The sequence below is a fragment of the Modicisalibacter sp. MOD 31.J genome, assembly GCF_020147985.1.
GTDB classification, from domain to species: Bacteria; Pseudomonadota; Gammaproteobacteria; order Pseudomonadales; family Halomonadaceae; genus Modicisalibacter; species Modicisalibacter coralii.
Genome location: NZ_JAGXFF010000001.1, coordinates 291,660 through 315,602, shown reverse-complemented (window position 1 = coordinate 315,602; position 23,943 = coordinate 291,660). Strand labels below are relative to the sequence as shown.

24 protein-coding genes are annotated in these 23,943 nt (G+C 64.0%); 8 read left to right on the top strand and 16 right to left on the bottom strand.

Translation table 11 applies throughout. The features are described 5' to 3' along the window. Nucleotides 1-17: 17 nt before the first annotated feature. The 7 genes from benD to KGR00_RS01410 form a co-directional block, all read right to left on the bottom strand. Nucleotides 18-797, bottom strand: a complete 780-nt coding sequence (gene benD / locus KGR00_RS01440; RefSeq protein ID WP_224417967.1) for a benzoate diol dehydrogenase BenD — start codon at nucleotides 795-797, stop codon at nucleotides 18-20. After that, nucleotides 794-1,822, bottom strand: a complete 1,029-nt coding sequence (gene benC, locus KGR00_RS01435) for a benzoate 1,2-dioxygenase electron transfer component BenC (protein ID WP_224417968.1) — start codon at nucleotides 1,820-1,822, stop codon at nucleotides 794-796. The genes benD and benC overlap by 4 nt, the downstream gene beginning before the upstream one ends. Before the next feature lie 28 nt (nucleotides 1,823-1,850). Continuing rightward, entirely contained in the window at nucleotides 1,851-2,342 is a 492-nt protein-coding gene (gene benB / locus KGR00_RS01430) for a benzoate 1,2-dioxygenase small subunit (protein WP_224417969.1), read from the bottom strand. A gap of 13 nt (nucleotides 2,343-2,355) precedes the next feature. Then, nucleotides 2,356-3,726, bottom strand: a complete 1,371-nt coding sequence (locus KGR00_RS01425) for a Rieske 2Fe-2S domain-containing protein (protein WP_224417970.1) — start codon at nucleotides 3,724-3,726, stop codon at nucleotides 2,356-2,358. Between the two features lie 76 nt (nucleotides 3,727-3,802). Then, nucleotides 3,803-4,777 carry a catechol 1,2-dioxygenase gene (gene catA, locus KGR00_RS01420; RefSeq protein ID WP_224417971.1) on the bottom strand — a complete coding sequence of 325 codons (975 nt, stop codon included), beginning with the start codon at nucleotides 4,775-4,777 and terminating at the stop codon, nucleotides 3,803-3,805. Nucleotides 4,778-4,862: 85 nt separating this feature from the next. Further along, on the bottom strand, nucleotides 4,863-5,153 hold the full coding sequence (catC, locus tag KGR00_RS01415) for a muconolactone Delta-isomerase (protein WP_224417972.1): 291 nt from the start codon (nucleotides 5,151-5,153) through the stop codon (nucleotides 4,863-4,865). A 27-nt stretch (nucleotides 5,154-5,180) separates the two neighbouring features. Beyond that, nucleotides 5,181-6,305 (bottom strand): muconate/chloromuconate family cycloisomerase, encoded by a 1,125-nt coding sequence (locus KGR00_RS01410; RefSeq protein ID WP_224417973.1) that lies wholly within the window; start codon nucleotides 6,303-6,305, stop codon nucleotides 5,181-5,183. A gap of 107 nt (nucleotides 6,306-6,412) precedes the next feature. Between KGR00_RS01410 and KGR00_RS01405 the strand changes: the two genes are divergently transcribed. Together KGR00_RS01405 and KGR00_RS01400 are read left to right on the top strand one after the other, a co-directional pair. Continuing rightward, nucleotides 6,413-7,318, top strand: coding sequence for a LysR family transcriptional regulator (locus KGR00_RS01405; protein WP_224417974.1), 906 nt, complete (start codon nucleotides 6,413-6,415; stop codon nucleotides 7,316-7,318). 118 nt (nucleotides 7,319-7,436) lie between these two features. After that, on the top strand, nucleotides 7,437-7,973 hold the full coding sequence (locus KGR00_RS01400; protein ID WP_224417975.1) for an HPP family protein: 537 nt from the start codon (nucleotides 7,437-7,439) through the stop codon (nucleotides 7,971-7,973). A gap of 135 nt (nucleotides 7,974-8,108) precedes the next feature. Here KGR00_RS01400 and KGR00_RS01395 read toward each other — a convergent pair whose 3' ends face one another. The 4 genes from KGR00_RS01395 to KGR00_RS01380 all read right to left on the bottom strand — a co-directional run bounded on the left by KGR00_RS01395 (nucleotide 8,109) and on the right by KGR00_RS01380 (nucleotide 11,057). Further along, nucleotides 8,109-8,252 (bottom strand): hypothetical protein, encoded by a 144-nt coding sequence (locus tag KGR00_RS01395; protein WP_203234809.1) that lies wholly within the window; start codon nucleotides 8,250-8,252, stop codon nucleotides 8,109-8,111. 322 nt (nucleotides 8,253-8,574) lie between these two features. Next, a complete protein-coding gene (nadE, locus tag KGR00_RS01390) occupies nucleotides 8,575-9,408 on the bottom strand; it encodes an ammonia-dependent NAD(+) synthetase (protein WP_129139505.1) in 834 nt (277 codons plus the stop codon). A gap of 72 nt (nucleotides 9,409-9,480) precedes the next feature. Continuing rightward, the gene (locus KGR00_RS01385) at nucleotides 9,481-9,990 is read right to left on the bottom strand and encodes a CinA family protein (protein ID WP_129139506.1); all 510 of its coding nucleotides are present in this window, start codon (nucleotides 9,988-9,990) and stop codon (nucleotides 9,481-9,483) included. A gap of 140 nt (nucleotides 9,991-10,130) precedes the next feature. Beyond that, nucleotides 10,131-11,057 carry a LysR family transcriptional regulator gene (locus tag KGR00_RS01380; protein ID WP_224417976.1) on the bottom strand — a complete coding sequence of 309 codons (927 nt, stop codon included), beginning with the start codon at nucleotides 11,055-11,057 and terminating at the stop codon, nucleotides 10,131-10,133. A gap of 289 nt (nucleotides 11,058-11,346) precedes the next feature. Here KGR00_RS01380 and KGR00_RS01375 point away from each other — a divergent pair, with 289 nt between their 5' ends. From KGR00_RS01375 to KGR00_RS01355, 5 genes are all read left to right on the top strand, one after another. After that, the gene (locus KGR00_RS01375; RefSeq protein WP_224417977.1) at nucleotides 11,347-12,381 is read left to right on the top strand and encodes an amino acid ABC transporter substrate-binding protein; all 1,035 of its coding nucleotides are present in this window, start codon (nucleotides 11,347-11,349) and stop codon (nucleotides 12,379-12,381) included. Nucleotides 12,382-12,502: 121 nt separating this feature from the next. Further along, nucleotides 12,503-13,660, top strand: a complete 1,158-nt coding sequence (locus KGR00_RS01370) for an ABC transporter permease subunit (protein ID WP_224417978.1) — start codon at nucleotides 12,503-12,505, stop codon at nucleotides 13,658-13,660. Between the two features lie 9 nt (nucleotides 13,661-13,669). Next, a complete protein-coding gene (locus KGR00_RS01365; protein ID WP_224417979.1) occupies nucleotides 13,670-14,785 on the top strand; it encodes an amino acid ABC transporter permease in 1,116 nt (371 codons plus the stop codon). Then, nucleotides 14,782-15,576, top strand: a complete 795-nt coding sequence (locus KGR00_RS01360) for an amino acid ABC transporter ATP-binding protein (RefSeq protein ID WP_129139511.1) — start codon at nucleotides 14,782-14,784, stop codon at nucleotides 15,574-15,576. Before KGR00_RS01365 ends, KGR00_RS01360 begins: the two co-directional genes overlap by 4 nt. Beyond that, complete coding sequence (locus KGR00_RS01355; protein WP_129139512.1) at nucleotides 15,573-16,562, top strand: isoaspartyl peptidase/L-asparaginase; 990 nt, start codon at nucleotides 15,573-15,575, stop codon at nucleotides 16,560-16,562. The genes KGR00_RS01360 and KGR00_RS01355 overlap by 4 nt, the downstream gene beginning before the upstream one ends. Nucleotides 16,563-16,650: 88 nt before the next feature. Here the strand turns inward: KGR00_RS01355 and KGR00_RS01350 are convergent, their stop codons facing one another. The 5 genes from KGR00_RS01350 to KGR00_RS01330 form a co-directional block, all read right to left on the bottom strand. Then, nucleotides 16,651-18,105, bottom strand: coding sequence for a carbohydrate porin (locus KGR00_RS01350; protein ID WP_224417980.1), 1,455 nt, complete (start codon nucleotides 18,103-18,105; stop codon nucleotides 16,651-16,653). Between the two features lie 64 nt (nucleotides 18,106-18,169). Continuing rightward, nucleotides 18,170-19,456, bottom strand: coding sequence for an MFS transporter (locus tag KGR00_RS01345; RefSeq protein WP_129139514.1), 1,287 nt, complete (start codon nucleotides 19,454-19,456; stop codon nucleotides 18,170-18,172). After that, nucleotides 19,449-20,453: an alcohol dehydrogenase catalytic domain-containing protein gene (locus KGR00_RS01340; RefSeq protein ID WP_224417981.1), complete on the bottom strand. Its 1,005-nt coding sequence runs from the start codon at nucleotides 20,451-20,453 to the stop codon at nucleotides 19,449-19,451. Before KGR00_RS01340 ends, KGR00_RS01345 begins: the two co-directional genes overlap by 8 nt. Further along, a complete protein-coding gene (locus tag KGR00_RS01335; RefSeq protein ID WP_224417982.1) occupies nucleotides 20,453-21,271 on the bottom strand; it encodes an SDR family NAD(P)-dependent oxidoreductase in 819 nt (272 codons plus the stop codon). The genes KGR00_RS01340 and KGR00_RS01335 overlap by 1 nt, the downstream gene beginning before the upstream one ends. A 7-nt stretch (nucleotides 21,272-21,278) precedes the next feature. Then, a complete protein-coding gene (locus KGR00_RS01330; protein ID WP_129139517.1) occupies nucleotides 21,279-21,806 on the bottom strand; it encodes a 2,4'-dihydroxyacetophenone dioxygenase family protein in 528 nt (175 codons plus the stop codon). A gap of 269 nt (nucleotides 21,807-22,075) precedes the next feature. Here KGR00_RS01330 and KGR00_RS01325 point away from each other — a divergent pair, with 269 nt between their 5' ends. Beyond that, nucleotides 22,076-23,854 carry a sigma-54-dependent Fis family transcriptional regulator gene (locus KGR00_RS01325; RefSeq protein WP_224417983.1) on the top strand — a complete coding sequence of 593 codons (1,779 nt, stop codon included), beginning with the start codon at nucleotides 22,076-22,078 and terminating at the stop codon, nucleotides 23,852-23,854. Nucleotides 23,855-23,943 lie beyond the last annotated feature (89 nt).

The following is a 23,943-nucleotide window of genomic DNA, read 5'->3' as shown; positions in this document are numbered from 1 at the left end:
GGCACTCGCCCCGTGAGTTACCCGCTGTCTCCGCCCGCCACCGGCACCACCGTGCCGGTGATGTAGCTGGCCTCACTTGAAGCCAGGAACAGGATCGGCGCCGCCTGCTCGTCCAGGGTGCCGTAGCGATGCATCAGGCTGCTCGCCAGGGTCTGGTCGATATGCGCCTGGAACCAGGCCCGCTCCTGCTCGCTGCGCGCTTCGGGCGTACCGCGCGAGATCCTGCGCGGTGGCGCTTCGGTGCCGCCCGGTGCGGTGGCGACGACGCGAATCCCGGCATCGGCATATTCGAACGCCAGCGAGGCGGTCAGGGCGTTGACGCCGCCCTTGGCCGCCGAGTAGGGAATGCGGTGGATGCCGCGGGTCGCCGCCGAGGAGACGTTGACGATCACGCCCTCGCCCTGGGCGACCATCGTCGGCAGCACCGCCCGACAGCACCACAGCGTGGGCATCAGCGAGCGCTGAATCTCGGCCGATATCTCGTCGGCGCTGAACTCGGTGAACGGCTTGAAGTTGATCGCCCCGCCGACATTGTTGATCAGCACGTCGATACGCCCGAAGTGCTCACGAGCGGCACCCATCGCCGACTCGGCCCCCGCGAAGGTCTCGAGATCAGCCCGAACGGCGATCGCCTCACCGCCCTGCTCACGGATCGTCGCCACGACGTCGTCGACGATCTCGGCGCGGTCGACCAGCACCAGGCGCCCACCCTCGGCCCCGGCCTGCTCGGCGACCCGCCGCCCGATGCCCTGGGCGGCGCCGGTGACCACCATCACCTGGTCCTGGAAACGCTTCATGCCGCTTCCTCCGAGGCCTGGTTGGGGGTGAACTTCTCGTAGTGGAAGCTCTGCGGAGTGATGCCCTGCGTGTCGAAGTGCTCGAGCACCGCATCGACCATCGGCGGCGGGCCGCACAGGTAGACGTCGACATCGCCGTCGTGGAGCACCTCGGCGTCCATGTGGTGGGTCACGTAGCCCTTGCGCGGATGCTCGCTCGCCTCGTCGACCACCACGGTGGTGTAGCTGAAGCTCGACAATTGCGCCTGGAAGACGTCCAGGACGTCGGTCTTGACCAGGTGATCGTCCTTGTTGACGCCGTAGATCAGGTGCACCGGATGGGCGCAGCCCTGCTCCACCAGCTTCTCGAGCATGGAAAGGAAGGGGGCCAGCCCGGTGCCACCGGCCAGCATCAGCACTGGACGGGTGATCTCGCGCAGGTAGAAGCTGCCCATCGGCCCGGTCAAGGTGAGTCGTTCGCCCGCTCGGCAGCGGTTGCTGAGGTAGCCGCTCATCAGGCCACCGGGCACGTTACGGATCAGGAAGGTGGCCCGCGAGGCGCCAGCTCGGGAACTGAAGGAGTAGGAGCGATGCTCCCCGGCCCCCGGCACGTCGATATGCACATACTGACCGGGCAGGAAGGCCAGCTCGGCACCCTCGTCCAGATCGACAGCCAGTTCGATGCTGTCCTCGGAAAGTGGCTCGACCATGGCCACGGTGCCCTCGACCTTACCGACCGCTGTCTTGCACAGGGCCGAAGCCATGGGTACCTGAATGACGCAGTCGGAGGACGGCACCATCTGGCAGGTCAGTACCAGACCATTGTCCGCTTCCTCGTCGGAAAGCGCCTCTTCCAGATACTCGTCGCCCAGGTCGAATTCGCCCGTCTCGCACCGCCCCTTGCAGGTACCGCAGACGCCGTCGGAGCAGTCCATCGGCAGGTTGACCTTCTGACGGTAGGCGGCATCGAGAACGGTCTCGCCGTCCTTGCAGCCGATGAAACGGGTGACGCCGTCCTCGAAGTTGAGTGCAATGGTGTAGCTCATGGTCGTGCTCCTCCTACCCGGTCGACGCTCAGATGTGGTAGATGTCGATGACCTGGTGGATGTAATCGTTGTTGAGAATGACGACTTTCCGCTCGATCAACGGCGCCTCGCCCGACACGTCCAGCGTGTAGAAGGAGGTGCCGAAGAACTGGTTGGTCTGCTGATAGCGGTGGCTCAGGGTGTGCCAGTTGAAGCGCAACTCGACCTTGCCGCCCTCCTGCGAGAGCACCTCGAGGTTGGAGACCTGATGCGTGACACGCGGTTCGGGAATGCTGGTCGCGCCGCTGCGCTCGGTCTTGATCCGGTAGACGCGGTCCTCGAGCCCCTCGCGGTTGGGGTAATAGATCAGCGATATCTCGCGCTGCGGATCCTCGGTCAGCCGGTCGTCGTCATCCCAGGCCGGCATCCAGAACACCACGTCCTTGCTGTAGCATTCGAGCCATTCGTCCCACTGACGGTCGTCGAGCAGGCGTGCCTCGCGATGGACAAAGGCCTGGATGTCGAGAAAGTTCATGTGCATGGTGGTGCCCTCCTCAGGATGCCGACGCAGTCGGGATGAATCGGCTGCGTTCCTTGTCGATGGCACGCAGCATCTCCTCGACCCAGTGCTGGTGGTGCAGCACATAGAGGCCCTCGTCCTCGGGAGACGCCCCGCTGAGCAGCGGTTTCATGTCGATTGCCCTGGCGTTGTCGTCGGCGCCCTCGATCCACTGCCTGGCGCCGCGACTCAGATCGTTCCACTCGGCGTCTCGCCCTTGATAGCCGTTCTGGCAGGCACGGAACTCCTCCAGGTCGTCCGGCGTGCCCATGCCGCTGACGTTGAAGAAATCCTCGTACTGGCGAATACGCAGCGCGCGGTTCTCGGCGGACTCGCCCCTGGGCGCGAAGCAGTAGATGGTCACCTCGCTCTTGTCCACGGCCAGCGGGCGGATCACCCGGATCTGGGTCGAGAACTGGTCCATCAGATAGACGTTGGGATACAGGCAGAGATTGCGGGTCTGGTTGACGATCGAGTCGGCGCGGGCCTCGCCGAGCTCGGCCTCGAGCTTGTCCTTCTGGTTGTAGACCGGACGCACCTCGGGATTGAGCAACCGCGTCCACAGCATCATGTGGCCGTTATCGAAGGAGTAGAAACCACCCAGGCTCTTCGACCAGCCGTTGGCGTCCACCGCCTTGGTGCCGCCGGCATCGTAGTTGCGTCGCTCCATGGTCGAGGCGTAGTTCCAGTGCACCGAACTGACGTGGTAACCGTCGGCGCCATTCTCGGCACCCAGCTTCCAGTTGCCGTTGAAGGTATACGACGAGGTGCCGCGCAGGATCTCGATCCCTTCCGGGGCCTGATCGACGATGTTGTCGATGATCTTGCGCGTCTCGCCCAGGTAGTCCGCCAGCGGCATCACGTCGGCACTCAGGCTGCCGAACAGGAATCCTCGGTAGTTCTCGAACATCGGCAACCGCTTGAGGTCGTGGGAACCTTCCTGCTTGAAGCCCTCCGGGTAGGCACCGGTCTTCTCGTTCTTGGCCTTGAGCAGCTTGCCGTCGTTCTTGAAGGTCCAGCCGTGAAACGGGCAGGTGAAGGTCCCCTTGTTGCCACGCTTCTTGCGGCACAGCGTAGCCCCGCGATGGGCACAGGCATTGATCAGGGCATGCAGCTCGCCCTGCTTGTCACGAGTGATGATCACCGGCTGGCGACCCAGGGTCACGGTCATGTAGTCGCCCGGCTCGGCTATCTGGCTCTCGTGGGCCAGGAACAGCCAGTTGCCCTCAAAGACGTGTTTCATCTCCAGTTCGAAGAACTCGGGATCGGTGAAGATGCTGCGATGCACTCGGTAGATTCCGGCCTCGGCGTCGTCGACCACGGCGCCGCGGACGCGGCTTTCGAGACGATCGAGCTGTGTACTCATGGTCATGCTCCTCGTTGCTGTCGAGTCTGCCCGGCGGGACCGGCAGGCGGCCCGCCGGCGTCAGCGCGGGTTCCGGTCACACCTTGGCGGAACTAGCCAGCTGGCTGGCCTGATCCTGCTCGTCTTCCTTGGCGCGCGGGCGGGCATGACGGTTCTGCAACGCGGTCTCGTCGGTCCTGGCCAGCACGATGTCGAACACCACCTCCGAGAAAGGCCCGTCCAGCTCGCGCCGGGCGATTTCGCCGGGATCGTCGATGCGCTGGGCGGGGATCACCAGTTCCTCGCGGGTGGCGAAGGCGAAGTCGTCGAAGGTATAGGGATCGCCGGCCAGATTGATCTGGGTGGTCAGGTGCTGGTGACCCGGCGCGGAGATGAAGTAGTGGATGTGCGCCGGACGCTCGCCGTGGCGACCGAGCAGCTTGAGCACCTGGTCGGTGGGGCTGCCGTTCGGCACCGCATAGCCGGAGGGGATTATGCTGCGCGCGGTGTAGCGGCCTTCGGCGTCGGTGATGATGGTACGGCGCAGGTTGTATTCGCTCTGACTCGGGTCGAAGAACGAGTAATTGCCCTTGGAATCGGCGTGCCAGATCTCGACCTTGGCCCCGGCGACCGGCTTGCCGTCGATGTCACGCACCTGCCCGGTCAGCCACATCGCTTCGCCGGCGGTGTCGCTGCCGTCGTCCATGCGCGCGAAGCCCTCGGTCTCCGGCGCGCCGGCCACGTAGAGCGGGCCCTCGATGGTCCGCGGGGTACTGCCGGTCCGCCGGGCCTCGGCGTCGATGGCATCCTGGCGCATGTCCAGATAGTGATCGAAGCCGAGCCCCGGGGAGAGCAGACCGAACTGGGTCTGGCCGCCCAGCGCGTTGAGCACGCTCACCGCCGACCAGTACTCCTCGGGGGTGACGTCGAAGTCGTCGATCAGCTTGTAAAGATCGGCGACCAGGCGGTGCAGGATCTGCTTGGCACGCGTGTTACCGCCTTGCTTGTCGAAACCGCTGACGGCGTTCAGGAAATCCTGGACCTCGGGGGTATCGAAAATCTTGACTGACATGGTCTGGCTCCTCGGTTGTTGTAATGCCTTATGGGTCTGGCTTTTTGGTTTGGCTTTCAGGGCACTCGGGCTGGCGCGGGCGTGCTCAGTGATCGCCGTCCCGCACGGACGAGGGATGGCGACACAGCGGCTTGACGTGGATTTCCATGTAGGGGAAGAGCGGCAGGCCGCTGATGATCTCCTGGAGTTCGGCGTTGTCCTCGACATCGAAGACGCTGACGTTCGAGTAACTGCCGGCCACTCGCCACAGGTGGCGCCACTTGCCCTGGCGCTGGAGGTCCTGAGAATAGGCCTTTTCGGTCGCCTTGATCTCGGCGGCACGCTCGGCCGGCATGTCGGGGGGTAGCTTGACGGTCATTTCGACGTGGAACAGCATCGGTGATCCTCCGGGTTCGATTCGACTTCAGCCGTCCTTGCGGCGGTAGAAGCCCAGCTTGTCTTCATCGAGGGCGACGCCCAGCCCCGGCCCGTGCGGCAGGTCGACGCCGAATTCGTGATAGTTCAGCGGCTCGGTGACGATGTCGTCGGTGAGCAGCAGCGGGCCGAACATCTCGGTGCCCCAGGTCAGTTCGCCGAGGGTCGCCCAGGCGTGCAGCGCGGCGGCCGTGCCGATGGTGCCCTCGAGCATGGTGCCGCCATACAAGCCGATGCCCGCTGCCCGCGAGACACCGGCCAGCTCCAGCGCGCCGCGCGGGCCGCCGGCCTTGGCGATCTTCAGGGCGACGGCGCCACTGAAGCCGGCGGCCGCCAGGCTGAAGCCGTCGCGGGCATCGGCCACCGCTTCGTCGGCGAGCATCGGCACCACGAAACGCTGCGCCAGCCGGGCCAGCCCGGCATGTTCGCGGGCCGGGATCGGCTGCTCGACCAGGGCGATGCCGGCGTCCTGCAGTGCGGCGATGCCACGCACGGCGGTGGCTTCGTCCCAGGCCTGATTGACGTCGACGCGTACGCTGGCACGATCGCCCAGCGCCGCCTTGATCGCCGCCACGTGGCGGACATCGTCGTCGACGGCGTTGGCACCGATCTTGAGCTTGAAGTCGCCATGCCGCCGGTCGTCGAGGCGCTGGAAGGCCTCGTCGATGTCCTTTCGGGTATCGCCACTGGCCAGGGTCCACAGCACCGGCAGATGGTCATGCCGCGCGCCGCCCAGCAGCTCGGCCACCGACAGCCCCAGCCGCTTGCCCTGGGCATCGAGCAGTGCGGTCTCGAGCGCCGACTTGGCGATGGTGTTGCCGCGCACCTGGGTGTGCATGCGGGCTCGCAGGGCATTGAGGTTGCTCGAGGGCTGGCCGACCAGCAGCGGCGCCAGGTAGCAGTCGATGTTGCGCTTGATGCTTTCCGGACTTTCCGGGCCATAACTCAGGCCGCCGATGGTGGTGCCCTCGCCGATGCCCTCGATGCCATCGGAGTGGCGCATGCGCACGATCACCAGCGTCTGGCAGGCCATGGTGGTCATGGAGAGCTTGTGCGGACGGATGGTCGGCAGGTCGACCAGCAGCGTCTCGATGGTGTCGATCACGGCGGACATGGATGGCTCCCGAAAAGGCGGCGGACTGGCGAATTGACTTGAGTTTGCTTGCCGCCCAGGCCTTGCACCAATATGGTTTGAGTCGCCAGCCATACCCGGGAGGTATCATGGAGCTGCGTCACCTGCGCTATTTCTGTGTCGTTGCCGAGGAGCTGAACCTCACCCGGGCGGCCCGTCGCCTGCACATGGCACAGCCGCCACTGACCCGGCAAATCAATCAGTTGGAAGAAGAACTTGGGGTAAGACTATTTGTTCGGGGGGCTCGTGGGCTGGCGTTCACCACGGCCGGGCAGTTCTTTCACGAACATACCCTGCAGATACTGGAGAAGATCGACACCACCGTCGCCGCGACACGCCACCTGGCCCGCAGCAAGCGCCAGTCGTTCGGCATCGGCTTCGTGCCATCGGTGTTCTATGGCCAGCTTCCTCGGCTGGTCCGTGAATTGCGACAAAAGGATGAGGTCGAGCTGACGCTGACCGAACTGACCACCGTGCAGCAGGTGCAGGCGCTCAAGGCGGGACGTATCGATCTGGGCTTCGGCCGGCTGCGTATCGACGATGCCGAGGTCGAGCAGGAAGTGCTGTTCGATGAGCCGTTCATGGTGGCACTGCCCGCCGGGCATCCGCTGTGCGGTACCTCCCCGAGCCTCGCCCAGCTGGCCGAGTATCCGCTGATTCTGTTCCCGGCCAAGCCGCGCCCCAGCCTGGCCGACATGATCCTCGGGCTATTCCGGCGACGCGCGCTCAAGGTCCAGATCGCGCAGGAGGCCAACGAGCTTCAGACCGCGCTGGGCCTGGTGGTCTCGGGGCTGGGGATCACCCTGGTACCGGAGCAGGTCAAGCAGTTGCAGCGCGCCGGCATCGTCTACGAGTACCTGGCGGACAAGAGCATCACCTGTCCCATCGTGTGCAGTCGGCGACGCAACGATCCGCCTTCGGCGATCATGCAGGCCGCCGATGCCATTCTCGAGATTCTCGTGGAGAACCGCCGCAGCGGACGCTATCCCCCCTGAGTCGCGAAGCGGGCGTCTCGACGTCAGCGATTAGTTTCATAGCGAAACGGCATTTCGCTTCCGGCCCCGTCTTGGGCAGAATGATCGCCCGCCAAATGGAGAGCCAGACGAAAACACCATGGTCCGAAGCTATCTGGGTAAGATGAAGGGCGCGCCGGTGCAGCGCGCGACACCGTGCTGGAAGGACGCCTGCTGGTCCTGGCTGGGTGCCTTCGTGGGCGTGGCCGGTGTGGGGCTGCTGAGCAGCCGCCTGCTGGAGACGCAGCCGCTGCTGATGATCGGCTCCTTCGGCGCCACCTCGGTGCTGCTCTATGCCGCGCCGGAGAGCCCCCTCGCCCAGCCGCGCAACGTGCTGGGCGGCAACGTGCTCTCGGCGTTGATCGGCGTGCTGTGCTGGCACTTCCTCGGCGACACCTGGCTGGCAGCGGCGGCGGCCGTCTCGACCGCCATCCTGGTGATGCAATTGACCCATACTCTGCACCCGCCGGGCGGTGCCACGGCGCTGATCGCGGTGATCGGCAGCGAGCCGCTTCACGCGCTCGGGCTGGGTTATGCGCTGATACCGGTCGCCGCCGGCTGCCTGTTCATGCTCGCGGTGGCCGTCACCGTCAACAACCTGGCCCGCCATCGGCGTTACCCGCAGCACTGGTGGTAAGTAGACCGCTCACCGCAGAACCACGGACACGAAAACGCCGCGATCGAGATCGCGGCGTTTTCGTAAGGGCGGGGCCACTGCAGGCGGCCCACCATCGTGGCGCTCCCCTGCCGGGGGTGCCACAACGTCTGCTATTCAGTCGATGCCGTAGCGCAGGCCACCTTGGGCCAGAAAGCCCTGGTAGGCGCTCTCGGTCATGGCTTCCAGCACGCGGTAAGCGGCCTTGCCGATACGCTTGCTCAGAGACAGCTTGGCCGGTGCGGTTTCTTGCGTCTTCATGATGTGTCGCTCCCTGGTTGTTTCAGGTGATGGAACCATTATGCCCGACTCTTAGACTTTAGTCCAATCAATTAACCTTTAGTCGAAGAGTCGGAGAAAGACGCTCGCATCGGCCCACCCAGCGCAGCAGTACCGCCCCGCCGGCAGGAATCGACGCAAAAAGAGGCTCGATCGCGGGGAAAATCCGCGGTGAAGAGCCCCGTGGCGGGATGTCGCGGATGGCGAGAGAAGAAGCCGAAGAGAGGCGCGAGAAGGCGCCGGACAAGAAAAACGGGGCGCCACTGCGCCCCGCGGTACTTTCTAACAGGCTATCAGGCCTCGTTCAGTCAGGGGCCTTGGGCAAACGACGCTTGTGCTCGGTCTTGCGATAACCCGCGATGATGGTACGGGCGTCCTCGTCGGCGACCGTCTCTCCCGAGAGAAAACGGTCGATGGCCTCGTAGCTGACGCCCAGCGCGTCCTCGTCGCTGCGCTGAGGACGCAGCGATTCGAGATCCGCCGTGGGCACCTTGTCGACCAGCCACTGCGGTGCGCCGAGGTGGCTGGCGATGTCGCGCACTTGCCCCTTGGTCAGCCCGGCCAACGGCGTCAGGTCGCAGGCACCATCGCCGAACTTGGTGAAGAAGCCCATCACCGCCTCGGCGGCCTGATCGGTACCCACCACCAGGCCACCGTGAGTCCCCGCCACCGCGTACTGGGCGATCATCCGCTGGCGCGCCTTGATGTTGCCCATCACGAAATCGCGCTGCTCATCGTCGCGAAACGTCACCCCGCCCGTCTCCAGGGACTCGAGCATGGCATCGCTGGCCGGCTGGATATCCACCGTCAGGACCTCGTCGGGGGCGATGAAGTCCAGCGCCTGGGCGGCCTCGTCATCATCCTTCTGGGTGCCGTAGGGCAGTCGCAGCGCCCAGAACCGGGCATCGGGCAAGGCGTCGCGCACCGCCTCGACGGCCAGTTGCGACAGGCGCCCGGCGACGGTGGAATCGATACCCCCACTGATCCCCAGTACCAGGGCATGCTGGCCGCTTTCCCGCATTTCCTGCTCCAGAAAGCGCAGCCGACGCGCGACCTGCTCGGCGGGATCACGCCGGGTTTCGACACCCAGCGCCGCGGCGATCGCGCGCTGGTCCTGCGAGGTAGGATCGTTGCTCATCAAAGCCTCCTTGCCGTTGACGTTGCGATGGTCGTCAGACCATCCGGTGGGTTGGCGCACCCGACTGCCGGCTCAAAGCGGCGCGATATCGCCGTCACAGACCTGGCGATGCAGGTCCGGGATACGCGACAGGCTCTCGTGGGCCGCGCTCAGGCGGACCTCGTTACGCTCGCCGGAAAGCCGCTGCGTCTCGCTGACGACGTAGACTCGCCCTTCGTGGCGAAATGCCCACGCCAGGCAGACGGTGCCCACCGGCGTGCCGTCGTCCCCCGGCTTGGGGCCGGCGATGCCGGTGTTGGCCAGCGCCAGATTAGCGGCACTGTTGTTGAGCGCCCCCAGGGCCATCGCCTTCGAGGTGGCCTCGCTGGTCAGGCCGTCGCGCGACATCGCCTCATAGGGCACGTTGAGATAGCGATTCTTGGCCTCGGGGGAATACACCGCCAGACCGCAGTCGATCGACTGGCCGCTCCCCGGGACACTGGCGAGTTCGGACACCACCAGCCCCGCGGTGCAGGATTCCGCGGTGGTGACCTGCAATTTCTGATCGGTCAGGTACTGAATGACCTCTTCGAGCCAATCCATGGGTTGCCTCCCTGGCTTCCTTGCTTGGCAATGAGCCGTGCGGCAGCGGGCACGGCGGACTCCCGAACAGCGTAGTCGCAGGATCGGCAGTGGACCCATAACCTGTGATGGGCCGGTAAGGGGCACCGGGCATGGCTGTCTTACCGCCAGGGAGCGTCCTCGTCGGGGCCGGGGGAGTCAGGCACGCCCCCGTCGCTCTTGAGCCGCTGCCAGAACGCCCCGGCCATGCCATTACGATTACCCAGCCAGCGCACCAGGATGATCTCGACATGATCCGCCGGCATCTGCGGGTAGATACGAACCAGTCTGCCATCGTCGATCAGCGGGGCGGACATGCTGTGAGGCATGCAGGCAATGCCCTGCCCCATGGCCACCATGGGCTTGAGGGCTTCGGACACGGTCGCCTCGAAGACCCGCTTTAGCCGAGACGGCTCGGGATGACGCTCGACCTGGGCCCGTGACAGCTCGTGCAGCTGGGCGGTCCGCGAATAGGTCAACCAGGGAATCGTCCCCTTGCCGCTTCGACACGATCGCGCCAGCGCCGGCGTCCCTACCCAATAGAGTTCGTCGTGACCCAGTGACAGCACTTCGAAGTCCTCGCGCTGGAAGTAACGCTGCGATTCATCGTCCCGATAGAAGAGAATGAAATCGCTGCGTCCCGACATCAGCGACATGTAATAGTTTTCGGTGCTCTTGTGGCCGGTATCGATACGCGTGAACAAGGGCGCTTCCGGCGTGGAGTAGCGCGAGATCCACTGCGGGAAGAAATTGCATGCCAGCGTATGCAGCGACGCGAAGGTCAGTGGCCGATCGACGACTTTCACGCTCTGCTCGCATTCATGCGACAAGCGCACCAGTTCCGCGGCGGCGGGTATCAACGCATCCCCCGAGGCGGTCAGACGGATGGGGGTCACTGCGCGATCGAACAACTGCGTGCCGAGATGGGCTTCCAGCAACTGGATACGCCGGCTCAGTGTCGACTGCGAACAATTACGAAGCCGTGCGGCGGCGGTGAATTTGCCGGTTTCGGCAAGCGCCAGGAAGTCGGCGTACCAGATGATATCCATGGCGCCTCGCTGAGTCGGGCGCGGCGCCCCGAGCACCGCGCGGACGGGGAAGAATACTGACAAAATATCAGGTCATGCGAATATTCGATAGCTAGTACAGCGGTCACGATCAATCAATGCTAGAGCCACCCGTAGGGTGTGCGTAGTGTTGACCAGACGCCGACTGGCGCCAGAGACACCTGATGCAGGGGTCGATGGCCTGGTCAGAGGCCATGGCGTAGCTTCTTTCTCACGGCTGCGTCGGTCCCGGGCTACTCGAATCAACGTCACGGAACGGAAGGTAAATAACATGCAGAACAACAAGATGCTGGGACAGATTACCGCCATGGGCCTGTTGGGCCTGAGCCTGGCCTATGCCGGTGCCGCCCAGGCCAGCCTGCTCGATGACGTCAAGGCACGCGATGCCCTGCGCTGCGGTGTCAGCAGCGACAAGGCCGGCTTTTCCTATCTGACGGATGAGGGTCGGTGGAGCGGCATGGATGTCGACCTGTGCCGCGGGATCGCCGCCGCCGTGCTCGGCGATGCCGAGAAGGTGGAATTCGTGGTGACGACGGCCAAGAACCGTTTCACGGCGCTCGCCTCGGGCGAGATCGATGTGCTGTCACGAGCCACGACCTGGACAGCCTCGCGGGATGCCAATCTGGGGGCAGACTTCACTACGCCCTGGTTCTACGACGGCCAGGGGGTGATGACGCATGCCGACTTCGGCGTCAATTCCATCGAAGAACTCGATGGCGCCGTCTTCTGCCTGTCGCCCGGCACCACCTCCGAACAAAACCTGGAAGACTACTTCGGACGACGGGATCTCAGCTATCGCACCGTGGTCATCGAGAAGAGCACGGAACTGTACAACGCCTTCCAGAAGGGACGTTGCGACGCCATTACCAACGACATGAGCGGCCTTGCCTCGCGCCGGACCCAGTTCGCCGATCCCGACGCCTATACCCTGCTCCCCGAGACGATCTCCAAGGAGCCACTGGGCGCCTACGTACCCCAGGGCGATGCCCAATGGCGAGACATCGTCACCTGGACCGCCTTCGCCTTGATGAACGCCGAGGAACTCGAAGTCACCTCGCAGAACGTCGAGTCACTGCGCGAGGAAACCCGGAACCCCAACATCGCTCGCCTGCTGGGCACCGATGGCCGTATCGGCGAGCGCTTCGGACTGAGCAACGACTGGGCCTACCAGGCCATCAGGCAGGTCGGCAACTACGCGGAAATATTCGCCCGCAACGTGGGCCCCGAGACGCCGCTGAAATTCGATCGTGGCCTCAACCGCCTGTGGAGCGACGGCGGGCTGATCTACCCGGCGCCCATTCGCTAAGCGGCCGGCTGCCCCGGTACTAGAAGACCCCGAGCGTCCGGCTCGTCCTGGCCGGGCGCTCGTCGCGCAGCATCGTCCGCTGCACCGCTGCGTTCGCGTGGCATCGTCTCGAGTAACGCTCATGTGGAACAATCCCCTGCAAAGTGCGCGCGTTCTCAGTGCATTGCAACAAGGCGGCATCCTCGCCCTCGTCGCCGGCGCCTTCTATCTTCTGATCGTCAATGCCAGCGCCAACCTCGATGCCCTGGGCATCGCCTCGGGCTTCGGCTTCCTGCAGGAACGCGCCGGCTATGCGATCAGCTTTCGGCTGATCGACTACACCCCGGATGACAGCTACTTTCGCGCTTATCTGGTCGGCCTGCTCAATACCCTGCTCGTGTCGGGCTTGAGCATCGCCCTGGCCACCCTGCTCGGCGTATTCCTCGGTGTCTGCCGGGTCTCGGAGAACTGGCTGCTGGGCCGGATCAGCTATCTCGCCGTCGAATTCCTGCGCAATGTCCCGTTGATCGTCCATCTGATCTGGTGGTACGGACTGATGCTGGCGCTGCCCGGCGTACGCCAGGCCATCTCGCTGTTCGATGTCGGGTATCTCAGCAACCGCGGCTTGACGCTCGCCTGGGCCAGCGATGGCGCGCTGGTCGGCTGGGGGCTGCTGTGTGTCGTCATTGGCGGCGCCCTCGGCTATGCGCTGATGGCGCGTTACCGGGCCGGTCTTGCCTGGAAGGGCTTCGGGCCGCCCGTCTGGCCCGCCATGCTCGCGGGCGCCGTCGTCTTGCCGGTCATCGTCTACCTGATCAGCGGCAGCCACTGGCAGTGGGATGTGCCCGTTTCACGCGGCTTCGGCTTCAGCGGCGGCGTCAACCTCACCCCCGAGCTGATGGCACTGTGGCTGGCGCTTTCCGTCTACAGCGCCAGCTATATCGCCGAAATCGTCCGCGGCTCCATCCAGTCGGTGCCGCGCGGACAATACGAGGCGGCCCACGCCCTGGGCTTTTCCGAGATGCCCACCATGTTCCGGCTGATCGTTCCCCAGGCGATCTATCCGATGATCCCTCAGGTCACCAGCACCTACCTCAACATCATCAAGAATTCATCACTGGGCGTGGTCGTCGGCTACATGGAGCTGGTGTCGTCGACGGGTGGTACCACGCTCAACCAGACGGGCCAGGCCATCGAGTGCATCGCCCTGGTCATGGCGACCTACTGTGTCTTCAGCCTGGTCACCTCGCTGTTGATGAATCTCTACAACTACCGCGTCAGCCTGCGCACGCACGGTTAAGGAGCTCCCATGTCATCGTCCTCGACCGTCTCCACGCCCGAGCAGACGCATCGTCCGGCGCAATCGCCACCTAGCCAGGGTGGCGTGCAGCGCACCAAGCGCTGGGTGAAGCGCCACCTGTTCCCGACCTCCTTCCAGTCCCTGCTGACACTCGTCACTCTGGCCCTGCTGGCATGGTTTGTACCACGCGCCCTGGACTGGCTGATCCTCTCGGCGACCTTCAGCGGCGACAGCCAGGCCGACTGTCTCGGCGACGGCGCCTGCTGGCTACCCGTGACGCAACGCATCGAGCTGTTCGTCTACGGTTTCTATCCGGACACGCAGACCTGGCGCGTCAATATCGCCTTCGCACTCTCGGCGGCGATCTTTCCTCTGCTCTACCTCAAGCGCATCGACCGCCGCTGGGTGCTGGGCTACCTGGTCGCCCTGCCGTTCGTGATGTGGTGGCTGCTCAAGGGAGGCGCGGGGCTGGCGGAGGTCTCGTCGACGAAGTTCGCGGGCATTCTGGTCACCGTCTTCCTGGGCGTCATCGGCATGCTCTTCGCCCTGCCGATCGGCATCCTCCTGGCGCTCGGTCGCCGCTCGAGCAAACCCGCCATCAAGCTGCTCAGCGTGCTGTACATCGAGCTGGTGCGTTCGGTACCCGTCATCACGCTGCTGTTCATGGCGTCACTGATGATCCAGCTGTTCTTTCCCGAAGGTTTCACCATCGACATCCTGCTGCGGGTGTTGATCGTGCTGATCATGTTCACCGCCGCCTACATGGCCGAGACCATTCGGGGCGGCCTGCAGGGTATACCGCGGGGTCAGTACGAAGCCGCCAAGGCGCTGGGCTTCTCCTACTGGAAGACCATGGGACTGATCATCCTGCCTCAAGTGTTGCGCAACACCATCCCGCCACTGCTGACACAGTTCATCGGGCTGTTCAAGGAGACCACGCTGGTCGTCGTCGTCGGGGTACTGGATATCGTGGGCATTGCCATGAGTACCACTTCCGCCCCCGAATGGTTGGGTCTCGAGCACGAGGTCTATCTGTTCCTGGCGATGTTCTTCTTCACCATCTGCTTCGCCCTGTCTCGCTACGCGCGCCATCTGGAAAAACAACTGGAAAAGAGCCGCTCATGAGCCCTGTATCGACTTCTCCCTCTGCCACGCCGTCGCAGGATTCACCCGTCGTGCGGATCCAGCACCTCGACAAGTGGTATGACAAGTTTCACGCCCTCAAGGATATCTCGCTGGATGTCCGAAGCGGCGAGCGCATCGTCATCTGCGGCCCCTCAGGATCGGGCAAGTCCACGCTCATCCGCTGCATCAACCAGCTCGAAGTCCATCAGCAGGGCACGCTCGAGGTACTGGGCGAGACACTTGACGACAACCGCCAGCGCCTGCAGCGCATCCGGCGCAGCGTGGGCATGTGCTTTCAGCACTTCAATCTCTTTCCGCACCTGAGCGTGCTCAAGAACTGCACGCTCCCCCAAACCGCCAACCTCGGCATTGCCCAGTCCGAGGCCATCGAGCATGCCCTGGCGCTGCTCGACCGGGTGCAGATGCGCGAACACGCCAACAAGTACCCGGGCCAGCTATCGGGTGGCCAGCAGCAGCGTATCGCCATCGCCCGCGCCCTGTGCATGCGCCCCAAGGTCATGCTCTTCGACGAGCCCACCTCGGCGCTCGACCCCGAGATGATCGCCGAAGTGCTCGAGGTCATGGTGGACCTCGCCAAGGAGGGCATGACCATGATCTGCGTCACCCACGAAATGGGCTTTGCGCGTCGCGTGGCCGACCGCGTGGTGTTCATGGACCGTGGCGAGATCGTCGAGGAAGCCCCACCCCGACAATTCTTCGATACGCCGCGCTCGCCGCGTACCCGGCAGTTTCTGACGCAAATCCTCGATCACGGAGTCTCTACCGCATGAATGATGTCCCCATCGCCATGGCGATTCATGGCGGCGCCGGCGTGCTGACGCCCGGCCTGTTGACCACGCAGGACGAAAGCGACATCCACGAGACACTGCGACGGGCCCTAGACGCCGGCCAGCAAATACTGGAAGCGGGCGGCAGCAGTCTGGACGCCGTGGAAGCCAGTGTCGCGGTGCTGGAAGACTCTCCCTGGTTCAATGCCGGCAAGGGCGCCGTGTTCACCGACGACGGCCGACATGAACTGGACGCCGCGATCATGCGCGGCAGCGATCGTAACGCCGGAGCCATTGCCGGCGTTCATCACGTCCGCAACCCGATCCGCGGGGCGCGTGCCGTCATGGAATGCAGCGAGCACGTCATGCTCATCGGCGAAGGTGCCGATCGTTTCCTGGTGGAACACCAGCTGCCTCAGGTCGCCAATGACTGGTACGACACCGAACTCCGCCGCCGCCAATGGCAGGACAATCGCCTCAAGGGCGGGGCCCCGACGCTGGAGCCCAGCGAGGCCGACCATCGTGGTGGTCAGGACGATCCAGCGCCGGGCCACAAGTTCGGTACGGTGGGCGCCGTGGCGCTCGACCGTCACGGTCATGTCGCCGCGGCCACCTCCACGGGCGGTATCACCAACAAGCGCTATTCGCGAGTCGGAGACACTCCGCTGATCGGCGCCGGCACCTGGGCCGATGACCGCAGCGCGGCGATTTCCGCCACCGGGCACGGCGAATACTTCATACGTGCCGCCGTGGCCCACGACATCGCCGCGCGCATGCGCCATGCCGGCAAGGACCTCGAGGCGGCCTGCCACGAGGTGGTCTTTCAGGAGCTGAAGGCTCTCGGCGGCCAGGGCGGAATCATTGCCGTCTCGCCGGCTGGGGATACCCAACTTGTCTTCAATACCCCGGGCATGTATCGCGCCTGGCGGGACCGTCAGGGGCGGCGTCACACGGCGATCTACGCCAAGGATGACCGAGTGCATGACTGAACGAGAGCGGCCGGCCCTGACGGGCCGGCCGCTGTCTCTCGGTTGCAGGCTTCATCCAACGACGTTCTCTATGCAAGGCGTCCGGTTCTCAATCCGGCGCACTCAGCCCCAGGGCCTTGCCCAGATCGATGCCGAACTGCAAGGCCACCACGAACCCGTCGTCATTGAGATCCCGCGCCGCCGGGTTGTAGACGTTGCTGGGGTTGATGACGTATTGCACCGACGGTTCCAGGAACACGTAGCCGGGCAAGCCAAGATGGTAATTCGTCTCGACACGGTACACGTTCCGGGACCCTGTATCGGTCGTCCCGCCATTGGCGATGCGAGCGGCACGCTGTGCCTCGAGCTGACGGCTCCCCAGGCGGGCATAACTCACCTTGATATTGGCCATGTCGGCCGGTCGATCAAAGGGGTTCAGATAGGTTAGCCCCGTTTCGACGAAGGCCTGGTAGGGTTGGTTGTCACCGGGCGCCGCCTCCATCGATCCGAACACGAGCAGCGCCTCCGGGTCCACGCTGTCTCCCCGTCCCCCATCCGGGCGCCAGAACGCCTGGCGGAACTTGAACATGACACCGGCGGTACCACTGCCGTCACGCTCGCCGGTACGCGGGTCGTACTGATCACTGGTGTTGTAGAACCCGATGAGTTCGTAGCGTCCGGGATACGTCGCCTCCGAGAACGTCGTCTCGTGGCCGATGGCGGCAAGAATGCTCTCCCCGGCGGAATCCGAGGGATTCCAGTCGAAGCCATGCCCCTTGTCCAGATACTGCTGAGGATCGGACTCGAAGACGCCCAGCTTCAGGCTCTTGTGGTTGCCTAGCCGGAGCTGCCCGAATGCGCCCCAGGAGGCGTAGGGTGGCGGGAGCGACCCCGTCGCATAATCCCAGATGGGGTCGTTGCAGGCCACGACACTGGAACAGTTGTTCTCGAAGAAGTAGCGCCGGGCGTTGGTACGGCCCAGCACGGTCTTCAATCGGCCATCGAAATAGGTCTGCTCATAGGAAAACTGCGACAGGTAACCGCTGGAAATATCGTTGCGCGCCGGCGATCCACCGAAATAGCCGCCCGCGGCACCGGCATAGGCGGATGTGGTAGGTTGCCCGACATTATAATTGCCGGGGAAGGCAATATATTCCAGATGGAAGGTCGCATCGGGTATGTCAAATAGCCTTTCCAGGTCGAAGTCGGCCCCGGCGAATATGTTATTGGTGACAGCGTGACTCCCTTCTCTGGGGCCGGTGGACGGGTTGCCGACCCACAGGGACCAGAGCGATAGATGCGGCTTGATGCCGGCAGCATCGAGCTCTCTTCCCAGCCCGCTGAACAGGGGTTCTTTCTGGGTCAGGCGGGGGGCCTCTTGATTGTCATCGAGTCGCTCCGATAGTGCTGACTTTTCTGCCCAGGCGTTCGAGGATACCGCCATGATGACGGCGGCCGACAAGACCGGCCTGGCCAGCGCCAGCATGCGGAACTTGGAAATGTTTCGGCGCGAAATTCCATGCCGACCTTGGAAATGACGGCGTGCAGGGATCGAGGCGTTCATTGTTATCCTTATGATTATTTGGCGTGCGTTTATGACTATTGTTTTTTCGGCACCAGGGCCGGATTCAATTGAGTGATGTCGAGGCGAGCGTCTCTTGCGACCGCCTGGCCAGGACCGCCGGGGCAGTCTCCTGAAGCCCCATGGCCAGGATGCCGGCGATCACACAGATACCGCTCATCAGCCAGAGCGGCGCGGACTCGCCAGCCACGTCGGCCGCCGCACCGGCCACCGTGGGCAGGATGCCACCGCCCAGGACCTCGCCAATGCCGCACACGAAACCGAGGGCCGTGGCGATGTAGCGTGCATCGACGGTTTCGGAGGGAACGATGGCCATGAACAGCGGGAAGATGCCGTTCAGGGACCAGCCGAAGAAGAACAACAGGGCGAGGATGAACGCATGCCCCTGGAAGTACATGGCGCCCAGGGTCAGAATCAGCCCCATGAAGGGCGTGATGATCATCACCGGCTTACGGCCGATTCGATCGGAAATACCGCTGACCACGAAGCTCCCGACGGCCGCCGAGATGCCCAGGGTCCCCATCAGCCAGCCCATCACTTCTGGCGAGTAGCCGCGCACACTGGTGAGATAGATCGGCATGAAGGACCAGCAGACCACCAGATAGCCGACCAGCAGGATCGCCATCAGCGAGCAGATGACCATGTTTCGGTGGGCGAGCATCTCCTTGATACTCGGTCGCCGTGAGGCTGGCTTGTCACCCACCGCGGACGGTACCGGAGAAACGCCGGGCTCCCGCATCAGCCACCAGATCAATCCGGCGGCGATCAGCCCCGGCACCCCGGCGAGGAAGAACGCCTCGCGCCAGCCGAAGGCCGTGGCGATGGCGACCAGCACTACCGGGGCCGCGAAGGAGCCCAGCAGGTTCGAGCCGAAGTTCTGCATCACGCCCATGGCCACGCCCCTACGCTTGGGCGTCACTTCCATGGCCGTCACCGTCTGCGATATCGGCAGAATGGGTCCCTCGGCGACCCCCATGAGCAACCGCGCACCGAGCAGCAGCAGGAAGGAGCTGGCGAGCCCCGTCAGGAAGGAGCAGAGGGAGAAAATGATGGTCGCCAGAATGAGAAAGCTCTTTCTTCGCCCGCTACGATCGGACATCGCGCCGAATATCAGGCCCGACAGGGCCCAGGTAATCGACAGTGCCGACGCCGTCAGACCTATCTGGGTGTTCGTCAGCCCGAGTTCGGGCTGGACGAAGGGCATCAGAAAGTTCAGCGCATTCCGGTCGAAGAAGACGATACCGAAGTTGAAGCTCAGCAGGGCTACCAGAATGATCTGGTAGCGTGAGCTGACAGGCGCGTCGGGGATGGCATTAGCATTGTTGTTATTCATGATTGATTAGCACCTTGCATTGGCGAGTGCGGTTTTTCAGGGACTCGAATACCGTCGGCGCGTCTTGCAGCGACACCGTCTCGGTAATCAAGTGGCGAGGTTCGACGGCACCGGCGTCGAGTACGTCCAGGGCACTTTCGTACTCGCGTCGGGAAAAGAAGGCCGCCGTCTGCAGACGGACTTCCTTCGACAGGGCGGCAAAGGGGACGAAACTGTCGGGTTTGGTGCAAAGGCCGAGGAGCAGGATCGTGCCATGCGGGCGCACCTGCTCGATGGCCTGGGCGATGAGTCCCGGCACACCGGCACATTCGAAGACGACGTCCGCCTCCCCGCCGAGCTGACGTTCCGCGGCCGCCACGGGTTCCTGCGGGGCACAGACGAAACCGGTCGCTCCCATGTAATGGGCACGCTGCTCCTGATAGCGGGCGATGTCCTGGACGACGACCTGTCTCGCTCCGAAGCGACGCGCCCAGAACGCGGCCGCCAGACCGATGGGACCGGCACCGAGGATCAGCACGCGGTCCCCGGGGCGCATGCCGGAGAGCCGGACGCCGTGGAGCGCCACGGCCAACGGCTCGACGATCGCCCCGTCGTCCGTGTTCACCCCCTCGGGCAGCGCAATGCACTGGCGTGCCGCGGTGGCCGCGTATTCGCCATAGCCCCCGCCTTCGAGCACCATCTGCCGGCACCAGGCCGGGTCCCCCGACAGGCAGGAGAGACAGCGCCCGCAACTGCGGAAGGGCATGACGGAGACCAGTTGCCCCGTGCGCAGGTTATCGACCGCGGTACCGCAGGCGACGATCTCGCCGGCATACTCGTGACCCAGCACGTCGCCGGGGCAGAGGCCGAAGACGGCATCTTCGGTCATGTGCAGATCGGACCCGCAGATCCCGCAGCGCCTCACCTGAATGACGACTTCGTCGTCGCCCGGCGTGGGATCGGGAAGCTCGCGGATCTCCAGCGGCCGGTGCAGTTCATGGAAAACGGCAGCACGCATCAGCCGACCCTCCCCAACGAGGTCCCGCCATCGATGACCAGTTGCGCCCCCGTCATGTACGAGGACGCCTCCGAGGCCAGATAGAGGGCGAGCGCCTTGATCTGCTCCGGCTCCGCCAGTTGCCCCAGGGGTACCTTGGCATCCCAGCTCTGGCGCACGTCCGAGTCTTTCAGCCAGCCGCCGCCGATATTGGTGACGAAGCCCCCCGGCGCGATGGTGTTGACGCGTATCCCGAACGCCGCGAGTTCCAGGGCCAGTTGGCGGACCATGTGCGACACCCCGGCCTTGGCCGGCATGTAGGGCAGGCCCACCACGGGCTCGGTGATGACGGCGGCGTTCGACGAAGTGACGACGATGGAGCCGCGGCGCCGGGGCTTCATGTACTTAGCCGCCATGCGCAGGGTATTGAAGGTGCCCGTCAGATTGATGGCGATCGTGCGATCCCAGCGGGCCGGGTCCAGGGTGTCGACCTGCCCGTCCTCGTTGCGCCAGCCGCCCGGATTCCAGAAGCCCGCCCCCGGATCGATACCGGCATTGGCGAAGACGATATCCAGACCGTCGAAGCGGCGCACATGCTCCTCGAACACCAGGCGCGTCTGTTCCCGGTCGGCCACATCGAGCGCCTGGACATGCACCTCGAAGCCCTGCTCCCGCAAGCGCGCCGCTTCACGTATCGCGGCGTCGACATCGATATCCGCCAGCGTGACGCGAGCGCCGTTTTCCACCAGGGCTTCGACATAAGCGAGACCCAGACCCGAGGCGCCTCCCGTCACCAATGCCGAGCGTCCTTCGACGCTGAACTGTTCCAAGACACGCATACCCACCTCACAGAAACAGTTGATCGTTGATGGGAATGCCGTTTTCTTCGCAGTAAGTGACGTAGTGATTGATGAACCAGAAGACGTCCAGGGTTTCCGCCCATTCGCCATTCTCGTCGTAGAACTCATTGGCTCCCTGCATCCAGAACAGCGCCTTCATGCCATTCGGCTCATCGGTCACCAGGGTGTGGGCCTGGCCGGGCATTTCGGTGATGAAATCACCGGGGCCGCAGGTCCAGTCGTACTCCAGATAGCGAAAACTTCCCTCCATCCCCACGGCCCAGACCATGCCACGGTGCTTGTGTGTACCGATGACACCCGGCCCCTTTATCCACAAGATATTGCAGTAGACATTGTTCCTGACATCGAAAGCCAGATGGCGTATTGCGGCATTATCGCCAAAAGGCACCCACGGGCTTTCCGCTTCCGAGCGCCCGATATAACTCCCTTCTCGCCCGAAGCGATCCTGCATGGCTTTCATCGGCTCCGGCACTTCGACGATTTTATAGGCCGTGCTTGCGGGGGCATTCGACATGGTCTTTCTCCTCTCAATGTTGCGTCATCGGGGTCTTCCATTAACCAGCAGCAAGCCACATGCCACCGATGAAGAGAGATAGACCATTGTATAAGTCACAGGCATAACCCCCCATTGAGACAACGAAATCCCATCCGCAATGAAGACCAATGACTAACGGCAAGACAGGTCACGATCCTCTAGAATTTATAAAATTCATTTTTTTCACAAAAAATTCTAAAACCGAGGCCAAATCGAACTCATATCTGCGACTTTGGTAGGGTCAATACATGCCCAGAAAACTGCGCCTTTCGGAGATCACGGCACAGGCTCGGCGAGCCAATGTCGTCGAAGATGTGCTGCATGCCGGCGACCCGCCGACGCTGCACGACCTGACGGAGAGTCTGCGTTTCACCCCCAACGACGGGCGAATCTGGTTCGACACCCGCCGCATGCTGCTGTTCGGCGCCAACTCGTTCGGCGCCCTGCGTCGTGAGCTGATCGAGGCGCTGGGCCCCATCGGCGCACGCGATCTGCTGATGCGCGTCGGCTTCTCGGCCGGGGCCTCGGATGCCGCCTTCGTGCGCAAGCACTGGCCGGATAACGACGACGCCGGGGTCTTGAGCGCGGGCGAGCGCCTGCATGCCGTCATGGGAATGGTCAAGGTCGAGACCATACGCCGCGATCACGACATCCCCAACGGCACCTTCGACGCGGAGTTTCTCTGGCACGACTCCATCGAAGCCGCCGAGCACATCAAGGCCTACGGCCTTTCCCCGGAGCCCATCTGCTGGATGCAGCTCGGCTATGCCAGTGGCTATGCCAGCGCCTTCTATGGCAAGCGCGTGATCTATCGGGAACTCGAGTGCGCCGGCTGTGGCCATGCGCACTGCCGGATCGTGGGTGAAACCACCAATGAGCGCATGGACGACTTCGACGATCTCGGCTGGCTGCAGCTCGACCGGCACACGTTGCCGAATGCCGAGGCACCGGCGCGAGCCTCCCGGCGCAAGACCGAGGTGCCACCAGCCCCGGGGAGCACCGCCGCCGGTAGCGATTTTCAGAGGATCGTGGGGATTTCCGCCGCCGTCAGCATCGCCCTGCAGAAGATCGAGCGCGTGGCCCCCACGCCGGCCACCGTGCTGCTCAATGGCGAGTCGGGGGTGGGCAAGGATCTCTTCGCCAATGCGTTGCACCGCAACAGCCTGCTGGCAGAAGGCCCCTTCGTCGCCCTCAACTGCGCGGCGATCCCCGATACGCTGATCGAGGCCGAGCTGTTCGGCGTGGAGAAAGGCGCCTTCACCGGGGCGGAACGCAGTCGCCCCGGGCGTTTCGAACGCGCCGACGGCGGGACCCTCTTTCTCGATGAAATCCCGTCATTGAGCCTGGAAGCCCAAGGCAAGCTGCTGCGCACGCTGCAGGATGGCGAGATAGAGCGCGTCGGCGGGGGCCAGCCGATCCGGGTCGACGTGCGCATCGTCGCCGCCTCGAACAAGGATCTGTTTCAGGAAGTTCAGGCCGGCCGCTTCAGAGAGGACCTCTACTACCGCCTCAACGTCTTCCCGATTCGGCTGCCGCCGTTGCGGGAGCGGCGCGACGACATTCCGCTGCTGGTCGAGCATTTCTCACGCCACTACGCCGAGCGCTATCGGAAATCGATCACCGGGCTGACCCGCAAGGCCTCCGACGCCTTGCTGGAATACGACTACCCCGGCAACATCCGCGAACTCCAGAACCTGGTGGAACGTGGCGTCATCAATGCCATGGATGGCGGGCCGATCGATGTCTTTCACCTGTTCGAGGACACCGCCTTCTCCTCGAACCCCGGCCCCCGGCTCAGAATCAACCGCGCCGGCGACCTCGAGACGACCGACGCCGGCGGCGCCAGGACGCCCGGCCAGCCCACCACAGAGCGGGAAGTCGAGATGCTTGAACGGGTGCTCAGCGACAGCGAAGGCAACGTCTCCCAGGCCGCCCGCGACCTGGGCATCACCCGCGCCAAGCTCGCCTATCGACTGCAGAAGCTGGAGCTGGACCCCAGCCGGTATCGCTATCCCAACAAGTGGTGAGCGCTGGCGATGACTCGCGCCAAGGATATCCAGAACGAGGGACGAAAGCCGCCGCTAAATGGTTTCCATGCTTCGCCAGCTCGCCATCA

Bases quoted from the DNA above. Each gene is read 5' to 3' on its own strand.
- benD (WP_224417967.1), bottom strand. From the start codon at position 797: ATGAAGCGTTTCCAGGACCAGGTGATGGTGGTCACCGGCGCCGCCCAG.
- benC (WP_224417968.1), bottom strand. From the start codon at position 1,822: ATGAGCTACACCATTGCACTCAACTTCGAGGACGGCGTCACCCGTTTC.
- benB (WP_224417969.1), bottom strand. From the start codon at position 2,342: ATGCACATGAACTTTCTCGACATCCAGGCCTTTGTCCATCGCGAGGCA.
- KGR00_RS01425 (WP_224417970.1), bottom strand. From the start codon at position 3,726: ATGAGTACACAGCTCGATCGTCTCGAAAGCCGCGTCCGCGGCGCCGTG.
- catA (WP_224417971.1), bottom strand. From the start codon at position 4,777: ATGTCAGTCAAGATTTTCGATACCCCCGAGGTCCAGGATTTCCTGAAC.
- catC (WP_224417972.1), bottom strand. From the start codon at position 5,153: ATGCTGTTCCACGTCGAAATGACCGTCAAGCTACCCCCCGACATGCCG.
- KGR00_RS01410 (WP_224417973.1), bottom strand. From the start codon at position 6,305: ATGTCCGCCGTGATCGACACCATCGAGACGCTGCTGGTCGACCTGCCG.
- KGR00_RS01405 (WP_224417974.1), top strand. From the start codon at position 6,413: ATGGAGCTGCGTCACCTGCGCTATTTCTGTGTCGTTGCCGAGGAGCTG.
- KGR00_RS01400 (WP_224417975.1), top strand. From the start codon at position 7,437: ATGGTCCGAAGCTATCTGGGTAAGATGAAGGGCGCGCCGGTGCAGCGC.
- KGR00_RS01395 (WP_203234809.1), bottom strand. From the start codon at position 8,252: ATGAAGACGCAAGAAACCGCACCGGCCAAGCTGTCTCTGAGCAAGCGT.
- nadE (WP_129139505.1), bottom strand. From the start codon at position 9,408: ATGAGCAACGATCCTACCTCGCAGGACCAGCGCGCGATCGCCGCGGCG.
- KGR00_RS01385 (WP_129139506.1), bottom strand. From the start codon at position 9,990: ATGGATTGGCTCGAAGAGGTCATTCAGTACCTGACCGATCAGAAATTG.
- KGR00_RS01380 (WP_224417976.1), bottom strand. From the start codon at position 11,057: ATGGATATCATCTGGTACGCCGACTTCCTGGCGCTTGCCGAAACCGGC.
- KGR00_RS01375 (WP_224417977.1), top strand. From the start codon at position 11,347: ATGCAGAACAACAAGATGCTGGGACAGATTACCGCCATGGGCCTGTTG.
- KGR00_RS01370 (WP_224417978.1), top strand. From the start codon at position 12,503: ATGTGGAACAATCCCCTGCAAAGTGCGCGCGTTCTCAGTGCATTGCAA.
- KGR00_RS01365 (WP_224417979.1), top strand. From the start codon at position 13,670: ATGTCATCGTCCTCGACCGTCTCCACGCCCGAGCAGACGCATCGTCCG.
- KGR00_RS01360 (WP_129139511.1), top strand. From the start codon at position 14,782: ATGAGCCCTGTATCGACTTCTCCCTCTGCCACGCCGTCGCAGGATTCA.
- KGR00_RS01355 (WP_129139512.1), top strand. From the start codon at position 15,573: ATGAATGATGTCCCCATCGCCATGGCGATTCATGGCGGCGCCGGCGTG.
- KGR00_RS01350 (WP_224417980.1), bottom strand. From the start codon at position 18,105: ATGAACGCCTCGATCCCTGCACGCCGTCATTTCCAAGGTCGGCATGGA.
- KGR00_RS01345 (WP_129139514.1), bottom strand. From the start codon at position 19,456: ATGAATAACAACAATGCTAATGCCATCCCCGACGCGCCTGTCAGCTCA.
- KGR00_RS01340 (WP_224417981.1), bottom strand. From the start codon at position 20,453: ATGCGTGCTGCCGTTTTCCATGAACTGCACCGGCCGCTGGAGATCCGC.
- KGR00_RS01335 (WP_224417982.1), bottom strand. From the start codon at position 21,271: ATGCGTGTCTTGGAACAGTTCAGCGTCGAAGGACGCTCGGCATTGGTG.
- KGR00_RS01330 (WP_129139517.1), bottom strand. From the start codon at position 21,806: ATGTCGAATGCCCCCGCAAGCACGGCCTATAAAATCGTCGAAGTGCCG.
- KGR00_RS01325 (WP_224417983.1), top strand. From the start codon at position 22,076: ATGCCCAGAAAACTGCGCCTTTCGGAGATCACGGCACAGGCTCGGCGA.